Below are 20,234 nucleotides of genomic sequence, written 5' to 3' on the forward strand. Positions count from 1 at the left end.
GCCTGGGGTGAGCGCGCGGCCCTGTGCCTAAACTAGGGGCCATGCGTTTTGTCATCGATGACCCCACAGACCCTCGCCTGGACGATATCCGCGATCTCAAGCACGCGGACAAGTCCGGCGAGGGTTTCGTCTTTGGTGAGGGCCCACTGTGCGTGGAGCGCCTGCTCGCCTCACGATTCCCGGTGCGCTGCATCATCGGCTTTGAAGGAAAGCTCGACACTTTCCTAGCGAACCACGATGTTGGCGATATTCCCGTCTATCAGGTCACTCGAGCAACGTTGGGGGAGGTCACAGGTTTCGACATGCACCGCGGGCTGGTTGCCGCAGCCGACCGCGCAGAGGCCTGGACCGTGGATGAAGTCATTGAGGGCGCTCGCACCCTGGCCATCATGGAAGGTGTGGGTGATCATGAGAACATCGGCTCGCTCTTCCGCAACGCCGCGGGCATGGATGTTGATGGCATCCTCTTAGGCTCGGGAGCTGCGGATCCGCTCTACCGGCGCTCGGTGCGCGTTTCCATGGGGCACGTGCTGCGTTTGCCCTGGGCTCGGTTCGATGGCGGCTTTACCACCTGGCAGCGCGGGCTGGAGAAGCTGCGCGACCAAGGCTTCAGGCTGGTGTCGCTGACCCCGCATCCGGAGGCCGTGCATATCGCCGACGCCCTGGAGGGGGCGGAGAAGGTGGCGCTGCTGGTTGGCGCGGAGGGGCCAGGCCTGACCGAGCATGCCATGCGCGCCACCGATGTGAGGGCGCGTATCCCCATGGCGGAGGGCACGGATTCCCTCAACGTGGCGACGTCGGCGGCCATTGCCTTCTACGAGCGCCAGCGCTCCCAGAGGCTCCGAGACGTCGACACCGCATAGCGGCGCACGAGCCCGCCGAGGTGCTTGGCGGTGCGGACGATCTCTTCGCCGGTGGATTCCGGCTCGAGGTCGTGCTCTTCGTAGTCGTCATAATCGTTGAGCCCCAGCTTCGCCACTGAGGTTGTGGCCACCTCAGCCACGGTGCGGCGCGGTGGGGGAGTATCGACCTTGGGCTCGGGGCGGCCGTCGGTGGCATAGCCCACGACGTCCACGTCTGGGCCGTCCTCGCCCACTTCGATGCCCAGCCAGAATTCCTGGGCTGCCTGGGTGATGGTGAGCGGCTCGAAGGGCAGGGCAATCCCACCTGCGGGCTCGTCCATCTCCCCGGCCCAGTAGGGGGCCTCAAAGGTTTCGGGCAGGCCATGATCCTCGTAGAGGTTAAAGCGCGTTCCACACAGGGAGCGGCGCAGGCGGCTGCCCGTCCAGTGCGCAAAGCCGGCATAGCCAGACTCTGGGTTAGAGGTGAAGGCGTAAATCTCTTCTGCCGGCACGGCCTCGCGCAAGGTGCGGGAGAGCTGCGAGAGGATCAGCTGGTCATCATGGATGATGGTTTGCACGACGGCCACACCGGGGTAGCCGCCGATGTAGAACTCGCTCGCGCCGGGTTCGGCGGAACGGTTAAGGGGGAACTGCCCGATAGGCGTTACCGGTAGGGAGGGGTTGAGTTGAGCGAGAAACTTGCGGCCGAAACCGCGGTCAGCCTTGGGCTCGCCGCGGAGAACCTCGGAGGGATCGGCGGCGGTGACGTACCAGAGAGTGAGAACGGCGCTTTGGGTATCCACGGCAGGCTACTCGTTAATCGCGGGGGCGCTTGGTAGAGGAACGAACGCCGAGCAGCACATCTTCCCAGTGCGGGGTGACGGCCTTGCGGCGGCGCTTGGCAGGCTTGGGTTCCGGATCTGGGTTCTGGAGGAAGTTCTCGTCTACGCCCGTTTCCTTCTCCTCCGGTTGAGCCGCTGCGCCCTCGTCGCGGGCATCTGCTTTTTCATCGGCGCCGGTCTCGGCGGGGTGCTCCCCACCGCGCGGGGAGGGAAGCACGGAAGGCTCGGCATTGACGTCAGTCTCCGCCTCAGTGTTCTCATTGCCATTGCCGGTGTACGAAGACAACTCCGTCACGCCGGGGGCTCCAGCGCGCGCGTCCTCGTTGACCTCTCGGCCCTCGGCATAGTCACGCCCATCGATGGCTTCGTCGTAGCGCTCGCCACGGCCCACGGAGGTCAGCGAACGCACCGGCTGCACGAAGTCCGGGTCCGTCAGGTCTGCGGCCACGGAATTGCGTGCCTCCACCGTGGCCGGGGAGGACATCGTCTGCTTGAAGGTCCACTCCGCTTCGTTGGCGGAAAGCCCCGTCTTCCACGTGATGCGCAGGATCCACGGTTCACCTTGATGGCGGTAGGCATCCCACGTTGCCTCCGACAGCGAGTGCCCGCGTGCGGCGAATGCGGTGGCCAGGATTTCCCACAGGGTGAGCTTGGCTGGGCCATCCTCGCGGATGGGGTGCGCCTGCTTGGCGACGTCCGCAATGCGCGCCCGCTCCAAAAGCACCGGGTGCGCGAAAGGCTCGATGCGGGATTCCGGAACGTCGAGCTCCTCGGCGATCTCAGCGGCGCTGGCACCGGCGCGGATGCGGGCTTGAATCTCATTGGGGCGCAGGCGGATTTCTTGCGCCTGCTGCGTGTGCTGAGTCTGCGGAGAGGAAGGGGAGCCACCAGAAGATGGCATCACGGTGTGCAAACCAGCAGAGCGCGAAGCCTGTGCAGAAGTGGGGGAGGAATCGTCGGTGGCGTTCCCGGCCTCGTGCGTGGTGTGGTCGGATGCCTCTTTCGCGGAGTCGGAGTCGGCGGAGTCGGCGGGAGCGAAAAGCTCGCGAAGCTCGTCGGTGACCTCGAGGAAGAACTCCTCACCATCCTCGGCCCGGAGGACGAGCGAGGTGTCAGTTGAGTCGCTGGGTGCGAGGAAAATCTCGCGCATGATGGCGCTCCTTAGCCTGGTAGCGGACATGTGATGAAATCCACTTTACCCAGAACATGCCCCGAACTCTGGCAAGAGCGCGGGGCATGTTGTATGATTCAACAAATAGGTGCAAACAAAGTTGTTGCGTGGTGCAAGGAGTGGCGGGCGAAGGCTATCGGTTGTCCAAAACGTAATCGATAGCCTTGGTGAGCTTGGTGACGTCCGCGGAGTCGATCGCCGGGAACAAGCCCACTCGCAGCTGGTTGCGGCCCAGCTTGCGGTAAGGCTCGACGTCGAGAATGCCGTTGGCGCGCAGCGTCGCGGCAACCGCAGCTGCGTCGACGGAGTCCTCGAAGTCGATGGTGCCCACCACGAGGGAACGCTCGGAAGGCTCGGCCACGAAGGGGGTGGTCTCCGGGCGGGACTCTGTCCAGTTGTACAGGATGGAGGAGTTCTCCGTGGTGCGCTTGACCATGCCATCGAGGCCGCCGTTGGCGTTCATCCACTGCACCTGATTCTCCAGCATGAGCAGCGTGGCCACAGCTGGGGTGTTGTAGGTCTGGTTCTTGCGGGAGTTGTCCACGGCGGTCTGCAGGTTGAGGAAGGCTGGGATGAAGCGATCGGAGGAGTTAATCTTCTCGATGCGCTCGAGGGCTGCTGGGGACATGGCCGCCAGCCACAGGCCGCCGTCGGAAGCGAAGCACTTCTGCGGGGAGAAGTAGTAGACGTCGGCATCCGACATATTCACGGGCAGGCCGCCGGCGCCGGACGTGGCGTCGACGACGACGAGCTGCTCCGCGTTATCGGGGTTGGGACGGGTCACCGGAACCATGGCGCCCGTCGAAGTTTCGTTGTGGGCCCACGCGATGATGTCGGCGCCTTCGGCATCGGCTGCCTTCGGATCAGGTGCGGTGCCGACCTCGGCTTCGGTGACGAGTGGGGCGTCGAGCCAAGGGGCGGCGGCTGCGGCTTTAGCAAATTTAGAGGAGAATTCGCCGAAGCTGAGGTGGGCGGATTTCTTCTCAATCAGGCCGAAAGTCGCCGCGTCCCAAAACGCGGTGGCACCGCCGAGGGAGAGAACAATTTCATAGCCCTCTGGCAGGGAAAACAACTCGGAAAGCCCTTCGCGGATGGAACCGACGAGGTTCTTGACGGCTGGCTTGCGGTGCGAGGTGCCAATGATGGTGCTGGCACCCGCGGTGATTGCCTCAATTTGGGAGGGGCGGACCTTCGAGGGCCCGCAGCCAAAGCGGCCGTCGGTGGGGAGGAGATCTGCTGGCAGGACGAGTTCTGAGTTGCTCATGTGGGCAGTGTAGCCTAATTTCGTTCGCGCATTAGATACTTTGCCAGGATTGCCAATGTTGGCAGAGTCACAGGTTTTGCTAGAGTGTGAAGAGGTTTAGATCTGTCGCGCCGGCTGCGGTCGGCGTTGAACATTGAGGAAAGGAATATACGTGGCTTCTGAAAAGAACAAGGTTGTACTGCAGTACCCCGGCGGCGAGTACGAGATGGACATTAAGCAGTCCACGGAGGGTGACTCCGGCTTCGATATTGGCAAGCTCCGTAACGAGACCGGCCTAGTCACCTTTGACCCGGGCTATGCGTCTACCGGCTCTACCGAATCCAAGATCACCTTTATTAATGGTGAGGAAGGCATCCTCCGCCACCGCGGCTACGACATCGCGGACTTGGCTGAGAACGCCACCTTCAACGAGGTGTCTTACCTGTTGATCAAGGGCCACCTGCCCACCGAGGATGAGCTGTCCAAGTTCAACAACGAGATCCGTCACCACACCCTGTTGGATGAGGACTTCAAGGCAGCCTTCAACATCTTCCCGCGCAACGCGCACCCGATGGCTGTTCTAGCCTCCTCCCTCAACATTCTTTCCGCCTACTACCAGGACCAGCTCAACCCGCTGGATGAGGAGCAGCTGGATAAGGCAACCGTCCGCCTGCTGGCTAAGGTGCCGATGTTGGCCGCTTATGCTTACCGCGCATCGCAGGGTAAGCCCTACATGTACCCGGATAACAAGCTCAACGCGCGCGAGAACTTCCTGCGCATGATGTTTGGTTACCCGACTGAAGATTATGAGGTCGACCCGATCGTGGCCAAGGCTCTGGATAAGCTCCTTATCCTGCACGCTGACCACGAGCAGAACTGCTCCACCTCCACCGTCCGCATGATCGGCTCCGCTCAGGCCAACCTGTTCGTTGCTATCGCCGGTGGTATCAACGCCCTGTCCGGCCCGCTGCACGGTGGTGCTAACCAGGCTGTTCTGGAGATGCTCGAGGATATCCAGAACAACCACGGTGGTGACGCAACCGACTTCATGAACCGCGTGAAGAACAAGGAAAAGGGCGTTCGCCTCATGGGCTTCGGCCACCGCGTGTACAAGAACTACGACCCGCGCGCGGCCATCGTCAAGGACACCGCTCACGAGATCATCGATCACCTCGGTGGCGATCCGATGCTGGACCTGGCTATGAAGCTTGAGGAGATTGCGCTGAACGACGACTACTTCGTCTCCCGCAAGCTCTACCCGAACGTCGACTTCTACACCGGCCTGATCTACCGCGCCATGGGCTTCCCGACGGACTTCTTCACCGTCCTCTTTGCCATCGGCCGCCTGCCGGGCTGGATTGCTCAGTACCGCGAGCAGCTTGAGCTCAACACCAAGATCAACCGTCCGCGCCAGATCTACACCGGCGAGACCCTGCGTAAGGTCACCCCGCGTAGCGAGCGCTAAACGGTAGCCTGAACGGTGGTCTTTAACAGGCCGCCGTGGCTTGACGTATAGCCCATACGCTGGGTTTCTAGGGCCGAGCCTCTCATCTCCGCTTATACTGGGGAACGTTGTGGCTCGGCCCACGCGTATGCGGCCAGCAAAGAAGAAAGTAATCCAAGGAGGATAATCCCCAATGGAAAAGCCCGTAATTGAGCCGGCAACGGAGCCTGCTCCCCAGGACCTTGTCATCGAAGACATCGTGGTGGGTGACGGTGCCGAAGCCCAGCCGGGCGGCTTCGTTGAGGTCCACTACGTTGGTGTTGACTACGAGACGAACCAGGAGTTCGACTCTTCATGGGGTCGTGGCCAGTCCATCGAGTTCCCGCTGACTGGCCTCATCGCCGGCTGGCAGGAAGGAATCCCGGGTATGAAGGTGGGCGGCCGCCGCAAGCTGGTCATCCCGCCGGAGAAGGCCTACGGCCCGGCCGGTGGCGCACACCCGCTGTCGGGTCGCACGCTGACCTTCGTCATCGATCTCATTCGCGCCTAAAGGAAAGGGCAAGGAAAGGGCTTAGCCCTTTCTGTTTCCCTCAATGACGCCCTGCCCGGCCGTGCGCTACTGCACGGCCGAGCAGGGCGTTTCGCGTGCGTAGGTTCGGATTAAAGCGCTGAGGAGCTATGCTTCGCCCCCACAGGGAGTTAAAGTGCGGCACAATGGGGGACATGAGTGTCCCACAAACCACGTTCAATGATGACCGCGAGATGCCGCTGATGGGTCTCGGAACCTACAAGCTGCGCGGAGAGGATCTCATCCGCTCCGTGCGTGAAGCCATCGATCTGGGCTACCGCCACTTCGATACTGCGACTCTGTACGAGAATGAAGAAGAACTTGGGCAGGCACTGAATGAGGCCATGAAGGCCGGTGACGTAACCCGGGATGAGCTGTTTATCACCAGCAAGGTCTGGCACGACCATCACGGTAAGGACAAGGTAGGCCAAGCCTTCCGTGAATCCTTGGACAAACTGCAGCTGGACTACCTTGACCTCTACCTCATCCACTGGCCGTGGCCGCAGGGTGGGCTCTATGTGGAGACGTTCGAGGAGATTGCCCGCATGCAGGGCATGGGTCAGATTGCGTCGATTGGCGTGGCCAACTTCTATGAGGAAACCTTGCAAACCCTGATTGATGAGACCGGTATCGTCCCGGTTCTCAACCAGGTGGAGCTGCACCCGGGCTTCACTCAGCCGGAGCTGCGCGAATTCCATGCCAAGCACGGCATCGTGACGGAGGCTTGGTCGCCGTTGGCGCGCGGCGTTGTGCTCAACAACCCGGTGGTTGAGTCCGTCGCCGAAAAGCATGGCATCACTGCCGGACAGGCGGTGTTGGCGTACCTGCTGAGCAAGGGGATTTCTGTTATCCCGAAGTCCAGCCGCCGGGAGCGCCTTGCAGAAAACTTCGCTGCCGCAGAGGTTGAGCTTACTTCCGAAGACGTAGCGGCTCTTGATGCGCTTGATGGCCAGGAAGGCTTTGGCCGTATGTTCAAGGACCCGCGAGAGTTCCCTGGCGCCTAAGCCGAAACACGTGGGGCGTAACCAAACGCCCGCGAGCGGTGGAGCCCGCCTTCAGCGCCTTGCTCTTTCTTTCTACATCGTTAGGGGAGAGGGGAGGACGCTGAAGGCGGGCTTTGTTGCGTACCCAGGGAAGTGGGAATCGTGAGGGGTGGGGGAGTGAAGATCTGTGAAAGACTCTGTGAAGTTTCGGTTTGCTAAATTAGATTCTTCCTTTGGAATCTCCTGTGGGGGTGCTAGCAGCGAGATAGAAATCCCTTGTAGTTGCAAGGGTAGGGGGTAGCGAAAGTGTATGTTATTAACTTTTCTTGGCAGGATTTACAACCTTGCAAGAGCGGTTAGGTAACTTACTGTGCAAGGCAAAACGTGATTGAAGACACTACCTCTTGTCTCTCACCGCGGTTTGTGGAGAAAAGACCCCTTGTAAGGAGAGCGACATGACTGACGCACCTGCTTCGATTAACTCGCGCCGCGAACCTACGCCGCAAGAGTTCATCGAGATGCGTGACAGCCCGCAGTTTGCCAAGCTGCGCAGCGCGTACCGCAAATTCACCTTCCCCATGACTGTGGCGTTCTTTGTGTGGTACGTCCTCTATGTGCTGGCTGCGGTCTTTGCCCCCAGCTTCATGGCCATAGAGCTTGGTGGCGGTTGGAACATTGGCCTTGTCTTTGGCCTCGCCCAGTTCTTGACAACCTTCATCATTACGTACATCTACGTCAACTACGCCAACAAAAACATCGAGCCGCAGGCAGCGGCCATTCGCCAGGAACTGGAGGGCTAAACAATGCAGACCATTACCTTGGCCGCAGCGGAATCCTCCGCCGGCAACCCGATTCTGAATATCTCAGTCTTCGCCGCCTTCCTCGTTGTCACCATGTACGTGGTGCTTCGTGCCGGCAAGTCCACGAAGGAAGCCTCCGACTTCTACACCGGCGGCGGTAGTTTCTCCGGCCGGCAGAACGGCCTTGCTATCTCCGGCGACTACCTGTCCGCCGCGTCCTTCCTGGGCATCGTCGGCGCCGTTGCGCTCAACGGCTACGATGGCTTCCTCTACTCGGTCGGCTTCTTCGTCGCCTGGCTTGTTGCGCTGATGCTCGTCGCGGAGCCGATGCGCAACGTCGGCCGCTTCACCATGGCGGACGTGTTGTCCTTCCGCCTTAAGCAGCGCCCGGTGCGCGTGGCAGCGGCTATCTCGACCCTGTTCGTGTCGCTGTTCTACCTCATCGCGCAGATGGCTGGCGCAGGATCCCTCGTGGCCGTGCTCCTGAATATTCACGACTTCAAGTGGCAGGCCGTCGTCGTTGGCATCGTGGGCATCCTCATGATCGTTTACGTTCTTGTTGGCGGCATGAAGGGTACGACCTACGTGCAGATGATCAAGGCCGTGCTCCTGGTGACCGGCGTGGTCATCATGTGCATTCTCACCTTTGTCTTGTTGAAGGGTGGCTTCAGCGCACTCTTTACCCAGGCGATTGATATGCACGCTAATTCCGAAGCTATCAAGGAGGGCGGCTATGAAGCCTCCCAGATCATGGAGCCGGGCCTGAAGTACGGCAAGAACCTCACCACCAAGCTTGACTTCATCTCCCTGGGTATTGCCCTCGTTCTCGGTGTTGGCGGCCTGCCGCACGTTCTCATGCGCTTCTACACGGTGCCGACCGCGACCGAGGCTCGCCGCTCCGTTACCTGGGCCATCGTTATCATCGGTGCCTTCTACCTCATGACCCTGGTTCTGGGCTACGGCGCTGCCGCCCTGGTTGGCCCGGATCGCATCCTCGCCGCACCGGGTGGTGCAAACTCCGCGGCACCGCTGCTGGCCCTGGAAATCGGTGGCTCCATCTTCATGGCGGTCATTTCCGCGGTGGCCTTCGCTACCGTTCTGGCTGTCGTCGCCGGCCTCGCCATCACTGCATCGGCCTCCATCGCGCACGACATCTACCACTCCGTTATCCGCAACGGTGAGTCCACCGAGGCTGAGCAGGTTCGCGTCTCCCAGATCACCGTGGTTGTCCTGGGTATTGTCGCCATCATTCTGGGCATCCTGGCCATGACCCAAAACGTTGCCTTCCTGGTGTCCCTGGCCTTCGCGGTTGCGGCATCCGCTAACCTGCCGACCATCCTGTACTCCCTGTACTGGCGCCGTTTCAACACCGCGGGCGCTGTGGCATCGATGTACACCGGTGTTATCTCCTGCTTGGTACTCATCTTCCTGTCCCCGGCGGTATCCGGTTCCCCGACCTCGATGTTCCCGAACGCCGATTGGTCCATCTTCCCGCTGTCCTCCCCGGGCCTGGTCACCATCCCGCTGGCCTTCTTCGCGGGCTGGATCGTCTCCATCATGACCCCGCCGGACAACCTGGAAGAGCTGTCCGCAGAGATGGAGGTTCGTTCCCTGACTGGTGTGGGCGTTGAGGCTCCGGTGGACCACTAAAACACCTAAAACGCTACGTTTCGGACGGTAGAGAGTAGACTCAGGTTCTGTGTTTTACTCTCAGCCTTCTCACAGGGCGGTGTCAGCGCGAGCTGGTGCCGCCCTTCTGGCGTGCGTGCTCGGAGCAGCGAGTCTCACTGCATGCTCGCCAGCACATGAAGAAGACTCCACGGCTGGCGGTTCAGCGCAGACCAGCGCAAGCAAGCCTGGACCCATCACACATAGGAAAGGACAGCTGCAACTGGCAGCTGTCCCGGACTCGGTAGGTCAGTTCCTCAAGGGCGATGAGTCCAAGGCCATCACGTATTACCGCATTGAGACGGGCATGCACATGGGCTCGGCCACCGAACACCAGCCGCGCTATGCGCTGAGCCTGATCAAGCTCTACATCGCTACCTACGTGCTGGAGCACGGGGCCTTTGAGGATAAATACGTAGCGCTGGACATGATTTCTGATTCCTCCGATGAGAGCGCCGGGAAGCTCTTTGAGAAATACCCGCGGTCCATCGATTCAATAGCCAAGGAATACGGGCTGAAGTCTACGTCCGCGGGGGAGGACTGGGGCCATTCCATGACGTCTACCTATGACGTGGTGCGGTTCATTGTCCAGCTCATGGAAGATGATCCGACCCATCCGGTGCTGGTGGCGATGTCCCATGCCGATGCCGTCTCGGCCGACGGGTACCAGCAAGACTATGGAACCGCGAAGTTGAGTGACGTCGTGGGCTCCAAGTGGGGGTGGTCGGACAGCAAGGACCGGCACTCCTCGGTGTCTTTTGGAGAGAACTTTGTCGTGGCTGCATCCATCGAAGGAAGCGCTCAGGAACTCACGTCTTATGTACGCAAGGAGATCACCGGTAAGAACCTGGTGAAGGGCAACAACCTGAACAAGGAGGCGCTGGCTAATCCTGGTGCTGTTGCCACGCGCTTGACGACGTCCAGCGCTGCGCCCACTGCGACCTCCACGACAGCGACGCCGGCTGCCGCGACATCTTCGGAGCCGTCTTCTTCTGCGCCGTCCTCTCAACCAACGTCTAGAACGTCGGCCTCGAAGACCTCTGCGGCACGGTAGGGGACTGCGCCGCAGCAGGGCATTTAGCCCATGGACTTGCGCACGGTGTTGAGGATATCCACCGCGCCGCGGACTTGGTCATTGCTGATGGAAGAACCAGCAATGGTGATGCCATCGCTGCTCACACTGGAGCCGCGACCAGTGGGATCCGGCAGGGTGATGTTGGGCAGCGGGATGTTGTCCGGCACGCTCGGGATGTCCTTGACCTTGGGCGGTGTCACCGCGCCTTGGCCCGGGGTCCACTGACCCCAGTCATTGGCGTAGACGGTGTTAATATCGCAGGTCACGCTTCGATGGTGGCCTGGTTCTTGGCTTTTTGGTGGATGGTGGTGCGCGGGTGAATCTTGCCGCCCGAGCCCCAATCGTGCATCCAGTAGAACTGGCCAATGTGGTCGTTGACGCACCAGTCGATGACGTTGTAATTGCCGTACACGCCGGTTTGGTAGCCGGCCGCGCTCAGCGCCGTCGAGAAGGCCTTGAGGTAGGGGCGGATTTGGTTCTCATACTGGGCGCGGGTGGGGTTGTCATCGATCGCGATGTAGATTGGGCGGCCCGTCGGCCCGCCAGCGGCCTTGTGAATAGCGATGGCCTGCGGGGCGTGGACGGCGGCACCCGCCGCACCGTTGAGCCAGTCGGCGGTCTCGGCGCGGCCGAACTGGTAAATGGAGGCGGTCTTCAGGCCGACAGCGGCATTGGCCTTCGTTTCCGCCAGCGTGACGGGTTTGCCCTGCATCCAGTTAGCGCCGGGGCGGCGCTGGGAAACATAGCGAATGGCGCCGAGGTGGCCGGCGGCCTTGATGGCGCGCGCAGAAGGGACACCGGCGGAGAAGTCAATGATGGTGCCCACAGCTGGACCCACGGCGAGCGCAGCGGGTGCTTGGCTGCCGATGGCACCGGCGGTCAGCGCGAGGGCACTGGCTTTGATAAGGGAACGGCGGGACAAAGACATGATGGAGTTCTCCTAGCGAGGGTCAAGTGGGCTGACAAAGATGGGGCCGAAGAAAGTATCTGAAGTCACTTTAGCCACGATGGTCTAAAATTGCACCACAATTAGTATGGGTGGGTGCACAGGTGCGCCTCGCAGAGCCATAAACGTGCACGGAGCCCCATAAGACGGAGGAATAAGTATGGCTGAAGAGCTGAGAATGCGTTTCATTCAGGGCGACAGCGTGTTCCGGCTGAACCACCAGCAGTTCAGCGATGCTGAGGTGCAAGCGGTGCTTCAGGGTTACATCGAGAACTGCCGTCGGAACTCTCAGTGGATCCTCGATACCCGTGAAGAAGGAAACACCCTCGTGGTGGAGCATCTTTTCCCCGCGGAAGAATTCATCGAGGCGAATAATGGCCGCCTGCATATCGATGAGGCTTTCGTCGAATCACTGCCCCTGACGTACCCGATCGTGTTTGAGATCCGCTCGGGCTACCTGCGCATCCACAAGCCGCTAGCCAATAAGTACGGCGCTCTCCTGTCTGACTTCATTCGTGGCTTGTGGGAAGTGTTGCTGCAAGGTCAGATGCACTACCTGTGGGATCACGGCTTTGCGCAGTGTGGTGGTGTGGGAACGATACAACTCAACGCCTATGGGCTGCTGGAGCCGGACGAGCCGCTCATTGGGTTTTACCGGGTAGACGTCGATATGCAGCACGAGGCCTGGGTGTACATCACCCCGCAAGGGCTCATCCTGGTTTTCGACGATGACGACGTCCTTGCCTTCGACAAGGTGGACATGCGCAATCCCTCGATTCCTTCAGGAGTCTTTTCTTTTAGCATGCTCAAGGCTGAGGTGGTTGGAACCGGCGGCGGCAAGACTATTAAAACCTCAATGAGTCCAAAGGATCTTGGGGAACTGGACCAGGCTCGGACGGATATCCGCACCATGTTGTCCTCGCCACACCAAGGGCAGCCGCGCCGTATGGTGGATCCGAACCCGCTTCCCTGGATCGTGGTGGACGGCGAAGAGCTGGGCTATATGGCACAGGCGGATCTGGAGCGCTACCGCCGCCAGCGCTCCGATGCCGGGCACAACCCATTCGGGGATGGCTCCCACACTATGCAGCAAGCCATGGACAACCCCTTCGTTGAATCGTGGGAGGAGAACCCTTCGCGCGACGATAACCCTTTCGCTTAAAGCGCTCTAAAGGCGCTTAAAGCGGAGTGGGCTTAGGGCTGGGTCGTGCGGAACGTGACGTTGGTGGGGTTTTCTACCGTGCGGGAGACGGTGCAGTCCTTCTCGTGGGAGATGCGCACGAGGCGCTCCACCATGGACTGGGCCTGACGGCCGGCATCGGTATCGGGGAAGCGGAGGGAGAATTCCACGTTGACGTCGCTAAGCCTTGAGGCGCCGTCCTCGTTGACGCGGGTGCCTTCTACGTGGACGTCGAAAAGCTCCGGCTCCGTGCGCCGGGAGGTGACCACGTCGACGTCCACGGCCGAGCAGCCCGCCACGGCAGCGAGCAACAGCTCGACCGGACTTAGCAGTCCGTCGCCCGTGCCGAATTCGAGGGTCGCGCCCGCAGTGTTCGTGGCGCGGTAGCGACCGGTATCAACGCGGGTGACGTCGACGTTGTATTTCTTAGTGATATTGCTCATGAGCGTTCATCCTAGCGGCGGGTAATCATTTAAACGTGCGTTCATGCGGTCGTTACGTGAGGGAAAGCTATGGAGAATACATTTCTTATGTCTCTTTTGGCTTTATTCACTGTGATTGGAAGAACTATGGCTTCTCGCCGCCTGCTCGGCACCGTGGTCACCGCCTCGGTGGCCGGTACGTTCCTTATTGTCCCTGCTTCTGCCGATGAGTCGGTGGAAGGCCTAGGTTCGCGCTTCAGCATCGGTGTGCTGCCGGATACTCAGTTCTATTCCCGTTACTCCACCCCGGAAACCGGCAACCTGGCGCAAGCGCGCTACGGTAGCGAGCCTTTTAAGGCGCAGACCGAGTGGCTGGTGAAGAACCAGCAGGCGCTCAACATGGACTTCGCTACCCACCTCGGTGACGTGGTGGACCAGGCGGACGTCGAGGGGGAGTGGAAGGTTGCTGATGAGGCGATGAAGGTCCTCGATGATTCCGACCTGAACTACTCCATCTTGCCGGGCAACCACGACATGATTGAGGATAAGTCAGCGCACCCGTACGACGTCTACTTCAGTGCCGAGCGCGCCAAGACCGCCAACCCGGAAACCTTCCAAGAGCGCCACACCGCGGTCAACAATGACTCCGAGTACCACATTTTTGAGGCCGAGGGCCAGAAGTACCTGGTCCTGGCGCTGGGCTGGCGCGCGGATGATGCGGCTCTGGAGTGGGCGCAAGGCGTTCTCGATGCGCACCCGGACCTGCCGGTCATCCTCACCAGCCACGAGGTGCTCAACCTCGATGGTGCTGGCGAGGTTTTCTACTCCGATGACTATGGCCAGGGCCTGTGGGACAAGTTCATTAAGAAGAACGACCAGATCTTCTTGACCATGGGCGGCCACCACCACGGCGCGGGCTACCGCGTGGACAAGAACGATGCAGGCCACGACGTCATCGGCATCCTGCAGGACTACCAGATGGCTTACCAGGGCGGTAACGGTCTGCTCGGCGTGCTCGAGTTCGACCTGAGCGGCAATGAGCTGGAGATGACCGCCCTGTCCCCGTGGGTCGCGCAGAAACCAGCGAAGGAGCTCACGCAGTTCGACAAGCTCATCCTCGACGGCACAGGCGATAGCTATCACGTGCCGCTCAACTTCAAGGAGCGTTTCGCTGACTTCGCCCCGGACTGGACCATTGGCGATGAAAACGACCCGGACCTCGGTCAGAAGGCCCGCGACATCGCTGAGGAAGGCTACACCCCGTACACCATCCCGAAGGACCAGCTGCCGGAGGGCCCGAATGACTTCGTGAAGTCCGACAAGACCGTCTTCCACTGGCGCCCGGGGCAGACCAAGAACACGGACGGCAAGCAGCTTGCCGACGGCGACGTGGCCACCGAAGGCGCAGTCATTCCGGATGTCTTCGGTGCTGATGGTGCCGGTGACCTCGTTCGCGAGGGTGGTCCTTCCAACACGGGTGAGCGCATCACCTACACCAAGGACCACCACCCGTTGTCCTCTGATTCTGGCTCCCTCTACTGGTCCGACCCAGCTGGCAAGCTCGCGATGGCAGAGTTTCGGTCCAAGGAAGGCGCGGAGATCAACAAGGTCGATACCTCCGAGGGCTACACCTTTGAGTCCTTCGTGAAGATTCCGAAGGACTTCAACGGCTCTGAGCACGGCTGGGGGAGTGCGCTCTCCCGCGACTCCAGCATCGCCGAGCTTGTCGACGGATCCGAGGACACCGACCCCACCGTCATGTTCGGCATTTCTAACCTCCGTGAGCTGCGCTGGTGGGCGGAACCGAAGGAAGGCGAAGGTTCGACTGTCTGGTCCCACGAGGTTCCCACCGAGGAGTGGATGCACATCGCCGTAGTCAACAAGCCGGATTCCGACACCGTAGAGATGTTCATCAACGGTGCACCCATCCTGCGCAACGCCAAGGGTGCTGAAGGCCTCCTCCCGCGCGACCTGCAGTGGGTTATGGGCGCTGGCTTTGATAGCCGCAAGCCGCAGGACCCGTGGTACGGCTGGATTGGTGAGACCCGCCTGACCCAGGGCGTTCTGGACTCCGACGAGTGGCTCACCGCGCGCCCGGCCGTGAAGGAGGAAGAGCCGTCGAGCTCCACTACGACGCCTACCGAGCCGACCAAGCCTTCTAAGCCGACCAACACGAAGGAGCCTTCTGCCGACGATATGGCTGCGGCCTTCTTCGCAGGCTCCAGCCGTGGCGCGAAGGTTATCCTCCCCATCATCGCCGTCATTGCAGTCGTCGGCGGTGCCGCCTACGGCCTCATCCCGACCATCAACCGCATCTTCGGTCTTAACATCCCGCAGCCGAAGCTGCCGCAGATCCCGGGTCTGAACTAGTTACCGTTCACCCTCCGTCCCCCGACTCACATTGAGGCGGGGGTTTTCTATTGTGATGGCCCTGGGCGGATTTTAGCGGGTTAAGGGTCAAAATGTGTGTCTGGCTCGGCGTGTCGCTGGGGTTAGATTTGGCCTTTTTGGATGCCGATTGAGTGGGTGTACTCGGTGTCGATACCGTTGTCGTAGAGGGCTGGTCGTCCTGTTTCGTGGTCGGCTTGGTTCTCGGTGTGGGTCAGGATGGATACTTTGGCGAGTTGGTCCTGGCCCCAGTGGGACTGTCTGGCGATGCGTAGTGGATCGTCGGGCAGTTCTGTTTTTAGGTACAGCCACCAGTCCAGCATTTTGCGCTGGTGTTCATTTGTTCTGCCCCGGTGAGCACGCGCAATCTCTTTCAGGCGAGCGTTAATCCCGCCTTCAAGACTGTTGGTCGTAGATTTGATGCGGGCAGGTTCTAAGACGCCTTTAGGTTGATTGATGTAGACAAAGAGCATGCCTTGGCGCCATAGATGGTTCAGACTGTTGTAGGCCTTTCGCACGTTGGAATGTGTCCATACCCATGTCCAATTTCCTGTATCAGGGTCTTTAACCCTGGTCCTCTCGTCCATCCACCTGCGGTAGACAGTGTTGAAGTTATGGAGCAATACACCCCAGTCAGCTACCTCACGCGCAGGGATTTTTCGTTTTGGTTGATGCGCTTAGATAGCACCTGGGTGCCGTCGATATCTAAGACGCAAGCGTGGTGAAAGTATTTACCGACGTCCATGCCGATGACATAGTCGTAGGTCATGCCAGACCTCCTAGCGAATTGAATGAGTATGGGACTTATTTCATCGCTGGTGGTCGGACATACTTCACGCTGGCATCCACATTACTTTGAGACCTCGCACATTCTGTGCGGGTCAGGTTCCTATTAGCAGTCTGGAGTATGCCACTGCCTTCGGCGGCATCACCCCCCGGATCATTTTCAGACAGGGACGAAAACAAGCCATACCGAAGCCAGCGACTAGTTCCACTGCCCCAAGGCAGAAGGAACGCAGACAAACATAACCTGCCCCAGCATGGGGCTAGGAGTACGAATCCTGAGTTCCTTCAAGCGGAACTGCCAACAACGTAATGGGGGAGAAGGGTGCCCCCGCAAACAACGCCGATCTCGGTGCCCGCGTTAATCGCGTCCCGAACTGATTTTCCACCCGCGTGCTGCTTTGCGTTGCTGCCAGAAGTGACGGTAGATACCGGGGACATCGGAAAGCTCAGAATGCGTGCCCAGCTGGCTGACTTGCCCGTGTTCATCCAAGACTACGATTTGATCAGCAGATTTGATTGTATCCAGCTTATGGGCGATGACAATAAAAGTAGATTGCTCCCGTAGCTCGTCCATCGCAGCAAGAATGTTTGCCTCATTTTCTGCATCGAGCGCGGAGGTAGCCTCATCAAAGAGTACAATCGGCGCTTGCTTGAGAAGCGCGCGAGCTACAGATACGCGCTGGCGTTCACCACCGGATAGAAGCCGACCGCCTTCACCAACAGGAGTATGCCACCCTAGGCGGTTGGCAATAGAAGTCACGCCTGAAAGATCAGCTGCGCGGAAGACTTCCTCATCGGAGGCGTCGGGACGACCAACGCGGATATTAGCGATTAACGAGTCGTCGAAGAGGTAGACATCCTGAAAAACCATGGACAGTCTGGACATTAACTGTTCGGTTCCAAGCTCGCGGATATCTACGCCGTCAACCATCACCGCCCCGGAATCTACATCCCAGAATCGCGAAATAAGGCGCGCAATTGTGGTCTTTCCGGAGCCAGAAGGACCGACAATGGCGGTAACGGTGCCTGGTCGAGCATGGAAAGCGATATCTACCAATACTGGTTTATCGCCGTATCCAAACGTGACATTACGCAGCTCTACACTTCCCGAACCATCGCCTGGGCGCGGAGTAGTGGGTTCCGGTAGGGAAGGGGCATCGGTGATGAGCTCAGTTTCTGTGAGCGCGATACGGCCGGCATCTAAACCGACGAAAGAAGAACCCAGCTGCTCAAGCGTGCGGGTAAACCTCAAGCTGATTCCGATGATCGCAATTGTTTCTAGTGGCGATAGGGCGCCTTCAACGGCAAGATCCGCGGAGACCATAATGAGAGCCACAATGAAGATCTGCACTACTATGCCGTTGAGTAGCAAAGCTAATGTGGATACCCATAGCTCGCGTATTCGTGCTTTATGGTCGATTTCTAGCGCTTGCTCTAGTGGCGCAAAAACTTGTGATTGTCCTGCCGCGCGCAGGGCTGGTTGACGGTTAGCAAATTCTACGATGCGCTGGGAGAGCTCTTTACTCGGCCCCAGTGCGCGGTTCGATGCTTTCTCACGAATCCATGCAGCCAACTGCATCACCACGAGCGCCAATGGTGCGATGATAAGAAGGACCAAGCCCAGCTTCGGGTTCCAGAAACACGCTCCTACTAACAAGGTGACAAGTGCCGCGCTATCGCGGTATATCGTTCCTTGAATATGCGCAATGGTCTCGGCCGCCACCATAAAGCGATCTGAAACGAGGCGAGATAGGCCGCCGGTATTAGCCGGTACGAACCAGCCGAGCGGTAGCGTTGCTAATTTATCGCCCACAGTCGTGTGCGCGGCTCGGATGAAATCCAAGGCCGTGTGGTAAGAGGCCATGGTTGCGAAAAATCGTAGCGCAAAAGCTACGAGCGCAATTGCCAAAAGCGTCCACATCCATGGTGCGATCGTCGTATCCCCATCGAGTGCCTTTGTAAGTGGCACGAGCGTGAGAACGGCGAGGCCATCAAGCACGCCAACGATAAGCGATAGACAAGCATACCTTTTATTGAGCTTATGGCCTACAGGACTTTGCAGCTTTTTGACACTGCGAGTGAGTAGCGGATCACGAAGACGCGAACTAACAGGCGTAGTGGCATTAGACATGAGAATTATCCTTCATAGGCTTGAGGCAGATTATTTGGTCTGCTCCTTGGATGGACTCCGGCTTGTGGGCGATGACTAAGACGGTCTTGCCTCTGACGAGTGTGGCTAGAGCTGCTTGAATTTCTGCTTCGCAGTCAGGATCAGTTGCCGCAGTAGCTTCATCCAGGATCAAGATTGGGGCATTGGTAATGATTGCCCGGGCAATAGAAATGCGTTGCTGTTGTCCACCGGATAAAGAGGTGTCCTCACCAACAACGGTGTCGAGCCCAGCCGGTAAAGCGCGAATATCAGCAGCTATGTGCGCAGCCTCTGCGGCTTGCCAGATCTCTTCATCGCGGGCTTCTGGGCGTGCAAGGCGAATGTTTTCCCGAATACTCATACGCAGTAAGTGAGGATCTTGTAAGACGAAAGCCACAGTGCGGTACAAACTGTCGAAAGTGAGATCACGGATATCCACGTTGTTGATAGTGATTGTGCCCGAATCTGGATCCTGGAAACGCGCCAACATCGTTGCTGCTGTGGATTTGCCAGACCCGGAGGGGCCAATCAATGCCGTGACAGTGCCTGCATTTAGTTGCGCAGAAAAGTCTTGGAGGACTGGTGTGTCTGGGGCGTAGCTAAAGCTGACCTTATGGAACTCCACCTCCATGTCTTGACTATTGGCGTCGAGGCTCTTTTGGCCTTCTTTCACATGGGAAATTGTCATGACTTCATCAAGGCGCAACGCCGCATTGCCAGCGAGCTGGTAAGACCACATCATTTGGCCGACGGTTTGAATCGTGCCCGGGAGCACCAGCGCAATTAACGTTGTTGCGATGACTTCAGCGACCGTGACATAGCCACCAGCTATCAGCAGGGAACCGACTCCTAGATTGATAAGGATGAGGACAGGAACCGCCACCACAGACTCTGAGATTGCGGAAACACGCAGAAGCGGACGTACCCACTCGTAATAGAATTCCGCGAATTTTTGGGCAGCTTCGCGATATCGAGCGTGGGCTTTGCCAACGGTGCCGAAAGCCTTGACGACGGAAATACCTTCGGAGAACTCCACCGCAGTCGCAGAGACCTCACCCAGATAATTATCCATTTCCGCAGTTTTTGTGCCCATATCTTTCATTGAATATGCTTGGATTGCTAGGAAAATGGGCACAGTGGCAATAGAAAGTAGACCAAGGCGCCAATCCAAGATAAAGGCATAAACCAGAAGCGCGAGGGGCGTAAAGATCGCGGCGACCTTCTCTACAGGAGCATGGGCTGTCAGGGTGTGCAGAGTTAACGTATCGTCCTCGACGGCTTTGCGGACTTTGCCGGAATTAGTCTGGCTAAACCACGAGAGTGGTGCTTTCGCAATAGCGGTAATAATTCGGCGCCGGTTAATCCCCACCAACTTTGCATCAGCGAAGTGGGTGATTGCAAGGGCAAGGAAATAGAAGAATAGCTGGCCCAAAAATGCAGCAAGTAGCCATTTCACAATGGACGCGACGTCATCAGTATTGCCGTCGATTAGAGCATTTCCCAGTGCCACCAACGCGACGTAGGGTGCTACGGCGAGTACCGAGGATATAAGCGCGAGAAACTGTGCGAAGTAGATGGTTGTTTGCACTGGGGCCAGTAGTTTTTTTAGAGCGACCTGGCCGGCTTTTAGTTTTGCGCGAGCCTCTTCTTCCGGTGACGCACCGTGTGATTCTGGTGCGTGGGTTCTGCTTGATTCTGTGGAACTTTGTTTTAGTTCAGACATTTCT

Annotated in this window: 15 protein-coding genes and 3 pseudogenes; 9 read left to right on the top strand and 9 right to left on the bottom strand. The window is 59.0% G+C overall.

Annotated elements, in window-relative coordinates:
* Positions 1-41: 41 nt before the first annotated feature.
* Positions 42-863, top strand: a complete 822-nt coding sequence (locus HMPREF2792_RS05425) for a TrmH family RNA methyltransferase (protein WP_070523069.1) — start codon at positions 42-44, stop codon at positions 861-863.
* On the opposite strand, the gene HMPREF2792_RS05430 is transcribed toward HMPREF2792_RS05425, so the two are convergent.
* From HMPREF2792_RS05430 to serC, 3 genes are all read right to left on the bottom strand, one after another.
* On the bottom strand, positions 815-1,645 hold the full coding sequence (locus HMPREF2792_RS05430; protein WP_070531585.1) for a DUF6928 family protein: 831 nt from the start codon (positions 1,643-1,645) through the stop codon (positions 815-817). The two genes, HMPREF2792_RS05425 and HMPREF2792_RS05430, sit on opposite strands and share 49 nt — an antisense overlap.
* A 13-nt stretch (positions 1,646-1,658) precedes the next feature.
* A complete protein-coding gene (gene sepH, locus HMPREF2792_RS05435) occupies positions 1,659-2,834 on the bottom strand; it encodes a septation protein SepH (protein ID WP_070531588.1) in 1,176 nt (391 codons plus the stop codon).
* A 154-nt stretch (positions 2,835-2,988) separates the two neighbouring features.
* Complete coding sequence (serC, locus tag HMPREF2792_RS05440) at positions 2,989-4,119, bottom strand: phosphoserine transaminase (RefSeq protein ID WP_070531591.1); 1,131 nt, start codon at positions 4,117-4,119, stop codon at positions 2,989-2,991.
* A 151-nt stretch (positions 4,120-4,270) separates the two neighbouring features.
* On the opposite strand from serC, the gene HMPREF2792_RS05445 reads away from it, so the two are divergent.
* The 6 genes from HMPREF2792_RS05445 to HMPREF2792_RS05470 all read left to right on the top strand — a co-directional run bounded on the left by HMPREF2792_RS05445 (position 4,271) and on the right by HMPREF2792_RS05470 (position 10,615).
* Positions 4,271-5,563, top strand: a complete 1,293-nt coding sequence (locus HMPREF2792_RS05445) for a citrate synthase (protein WP_083299257.1) — start codon at positions 4,271-4,273, stop codon at positions 5,561-5,563.
* Positions 5,564-5,735: 172 nt separating this feature from the next.
* Entirely contained in the window at positions 5,736-6,092 is a 357-nt protein-coding gene (locus tag HMPREF2792_RS05450) for an FKBP-type peptidyl-prolyl cis-trans isomerase (RefSeq protein WP_010187736.1), read from the top strand.
* A 164-nt stretch (positions 6,093-6,256) separates the two neighbouring features.
* Positions 6,257-7,114 carry an aldo/keto reductase gene (locus tag HMPREF2792_RS05455; protein WP_070523088.1) on the top strand — a complete coding sequence of 286 codons (858 nt, stop codon included), beginning with the start codon at positions 6,257-6,259 and terminating at the stop codon, positions 7,112-7,114.
* A gap of 434 nt (positions 7,115-7,548) precedes the next feature.
* Positions 7,549-7,893, top strand: a complete 345-nt coding sequence (locus HMPREF2792_RS05460) for a DUF485 domain-containing protein (protein WP_070523091.1) — start codon at positions 7,549-7,551, stop codon at positions 7,891-7,893.
* A 3-nt stretch (positions 7,894-7,896) separates the two neighbouring features.
* Entirely contained in the window at positions 7,897-9,543 is a 1,647-nt protein-coding gene (locus HMPREF2792_RS05465; RefSeq protein WP_070531594.1) for a solute symporter family protein, read from the top strand.
* Between the two features lie 49 nt (positions 9,544-9,592).
* A complete protein-coding gene (locus HMPREF2792_RS05470; protein ID WP_070531597.1) occupies positions 9,593-10,615 on the top strand; it encodes a hypothetical protein in 1,023 nt (340 codons plus the stop codon).
* 23 nt (positions 10,616-10,638) lie between these two features.
* Here HMPREF2792_RS05470 and HMPREF2792_RS05475 read toward each other — a convergent pair.
* Positions 10,639-11,564: pseudogene (locus HMPREF2792_RS05475) on the bottom strand (glycoside hydrolase domain-containing protein).
* A gap of 196 nt (positions 11,565-11,760) precedes the next feature.
* Between HMPREF2792_RS05475 and HMPREF2792_RS05480 the strand changes: the two are divergent.
* A complete protein-coding gene (locus tag HMPREF2792_RS05480; protein WP_232748466.1) occupies positions 11,761-12,744 on the top strand; it encodes a hypothetical protein in 984 nt (327 codons plus the stop codon).
* 32 nt (positions 12,745-12,776) lie between these two features.
* Here HMPREF2792_RS05480 and HMPREF2792_RS05485 read toward each other — a convergent pair whose 3' ends face one another.
* Positions 12,777-13,205: an OsmC family protein gene (locus HMPREF2792_RS05485; protein ID WP_070531604.1), complete on the bottom strand. Its 429-nt coding sequence runs from the start codon at positions 13,203-13,205 to the stop codon at positions 12,777-12,779.
* 126 nt (positions 13,206-13,331) lie between these two features.
* Between HMPREF2792_RS05485 and HMPREF2792_RS05490 the strand changes: the two genes are divergently transcribed.
* Positions 13,332-15,554 carry a LamG-like jellyroll fold domain-containing protein gene (locus tag HMPREF2792_RS05490; protein WP_070531607.1) on the top strand — a complete coding sequence of 741 codons (2,223 nt, stop codon included), beginning with the start codon at positions 13,332-13,334 and terminating at the stop codon, positions 15,552-15,554.
* 122 nt (positions 15,555-15,676) lie between these two features.
* Here HMPREF2792_RS05490 and HMPREF2792_RS05495 read toward each other — a convergent pair.
* From HMPREF2792_RS05495 to HMPREF2792_RS05510, 4 genes and pseudogenes are all read right to left on the bottom strand, one after another.
* Positions 15,677-16,216 (bottom strand): annotated as a pseudogene (locus tag HMPREF2792_RS05495) (IS256 family transposase); the annotation flags it as partial.
* 2 nt (positions 16,217-16,218) lie between these two features.
* Positions 16,219-16,341, bottom strand: a pseudogene (locus HMPREF2792_RS05500) (transposase); the annotation flags it as partial.
* A 375-nt stretch (positions 16,342-16,716) separates the two neighbouring features.
* Complete coding sequence (locus HMPREF2792_RS05505) at positions 16,717-18,489, bottom strand: ABC transporter ATP-binding protein (protein WP_029158873.1); 1,773 nt, start codon at positions 18,487-18,489, stop codon at positions 16,717-16,719.
* On the bottom strand, positions 18,482-20,230 hold the full coding sequence (locus HMPREF2792_RS05510; protein WP_070529421.1) for an ABC transporter ATP-binding protein: 1,749 nt from the start codon (positions 20,228-20,230) through the stop codon (positions 18,482-18,484). The genes HMPREF2792_RS05505 and HMPREF2792_RS05510 overlap by 8 nt, the downstream gene beginning before the upstream one ends.
* Positions 20,231-20,234: the final 4 nt, after the last annotated feature.

The sequence above is a fragment of the Corynebacterium sp. HMSC068H04 genome, assembly GCF_001811255.1.
Classification (GTDB): Bacteria; Actinomycetota; Actinomycetes; order Mycobacteriales; family Mycobacteriaceae; genus Corynebacterium; species Corynebacterium hesseae.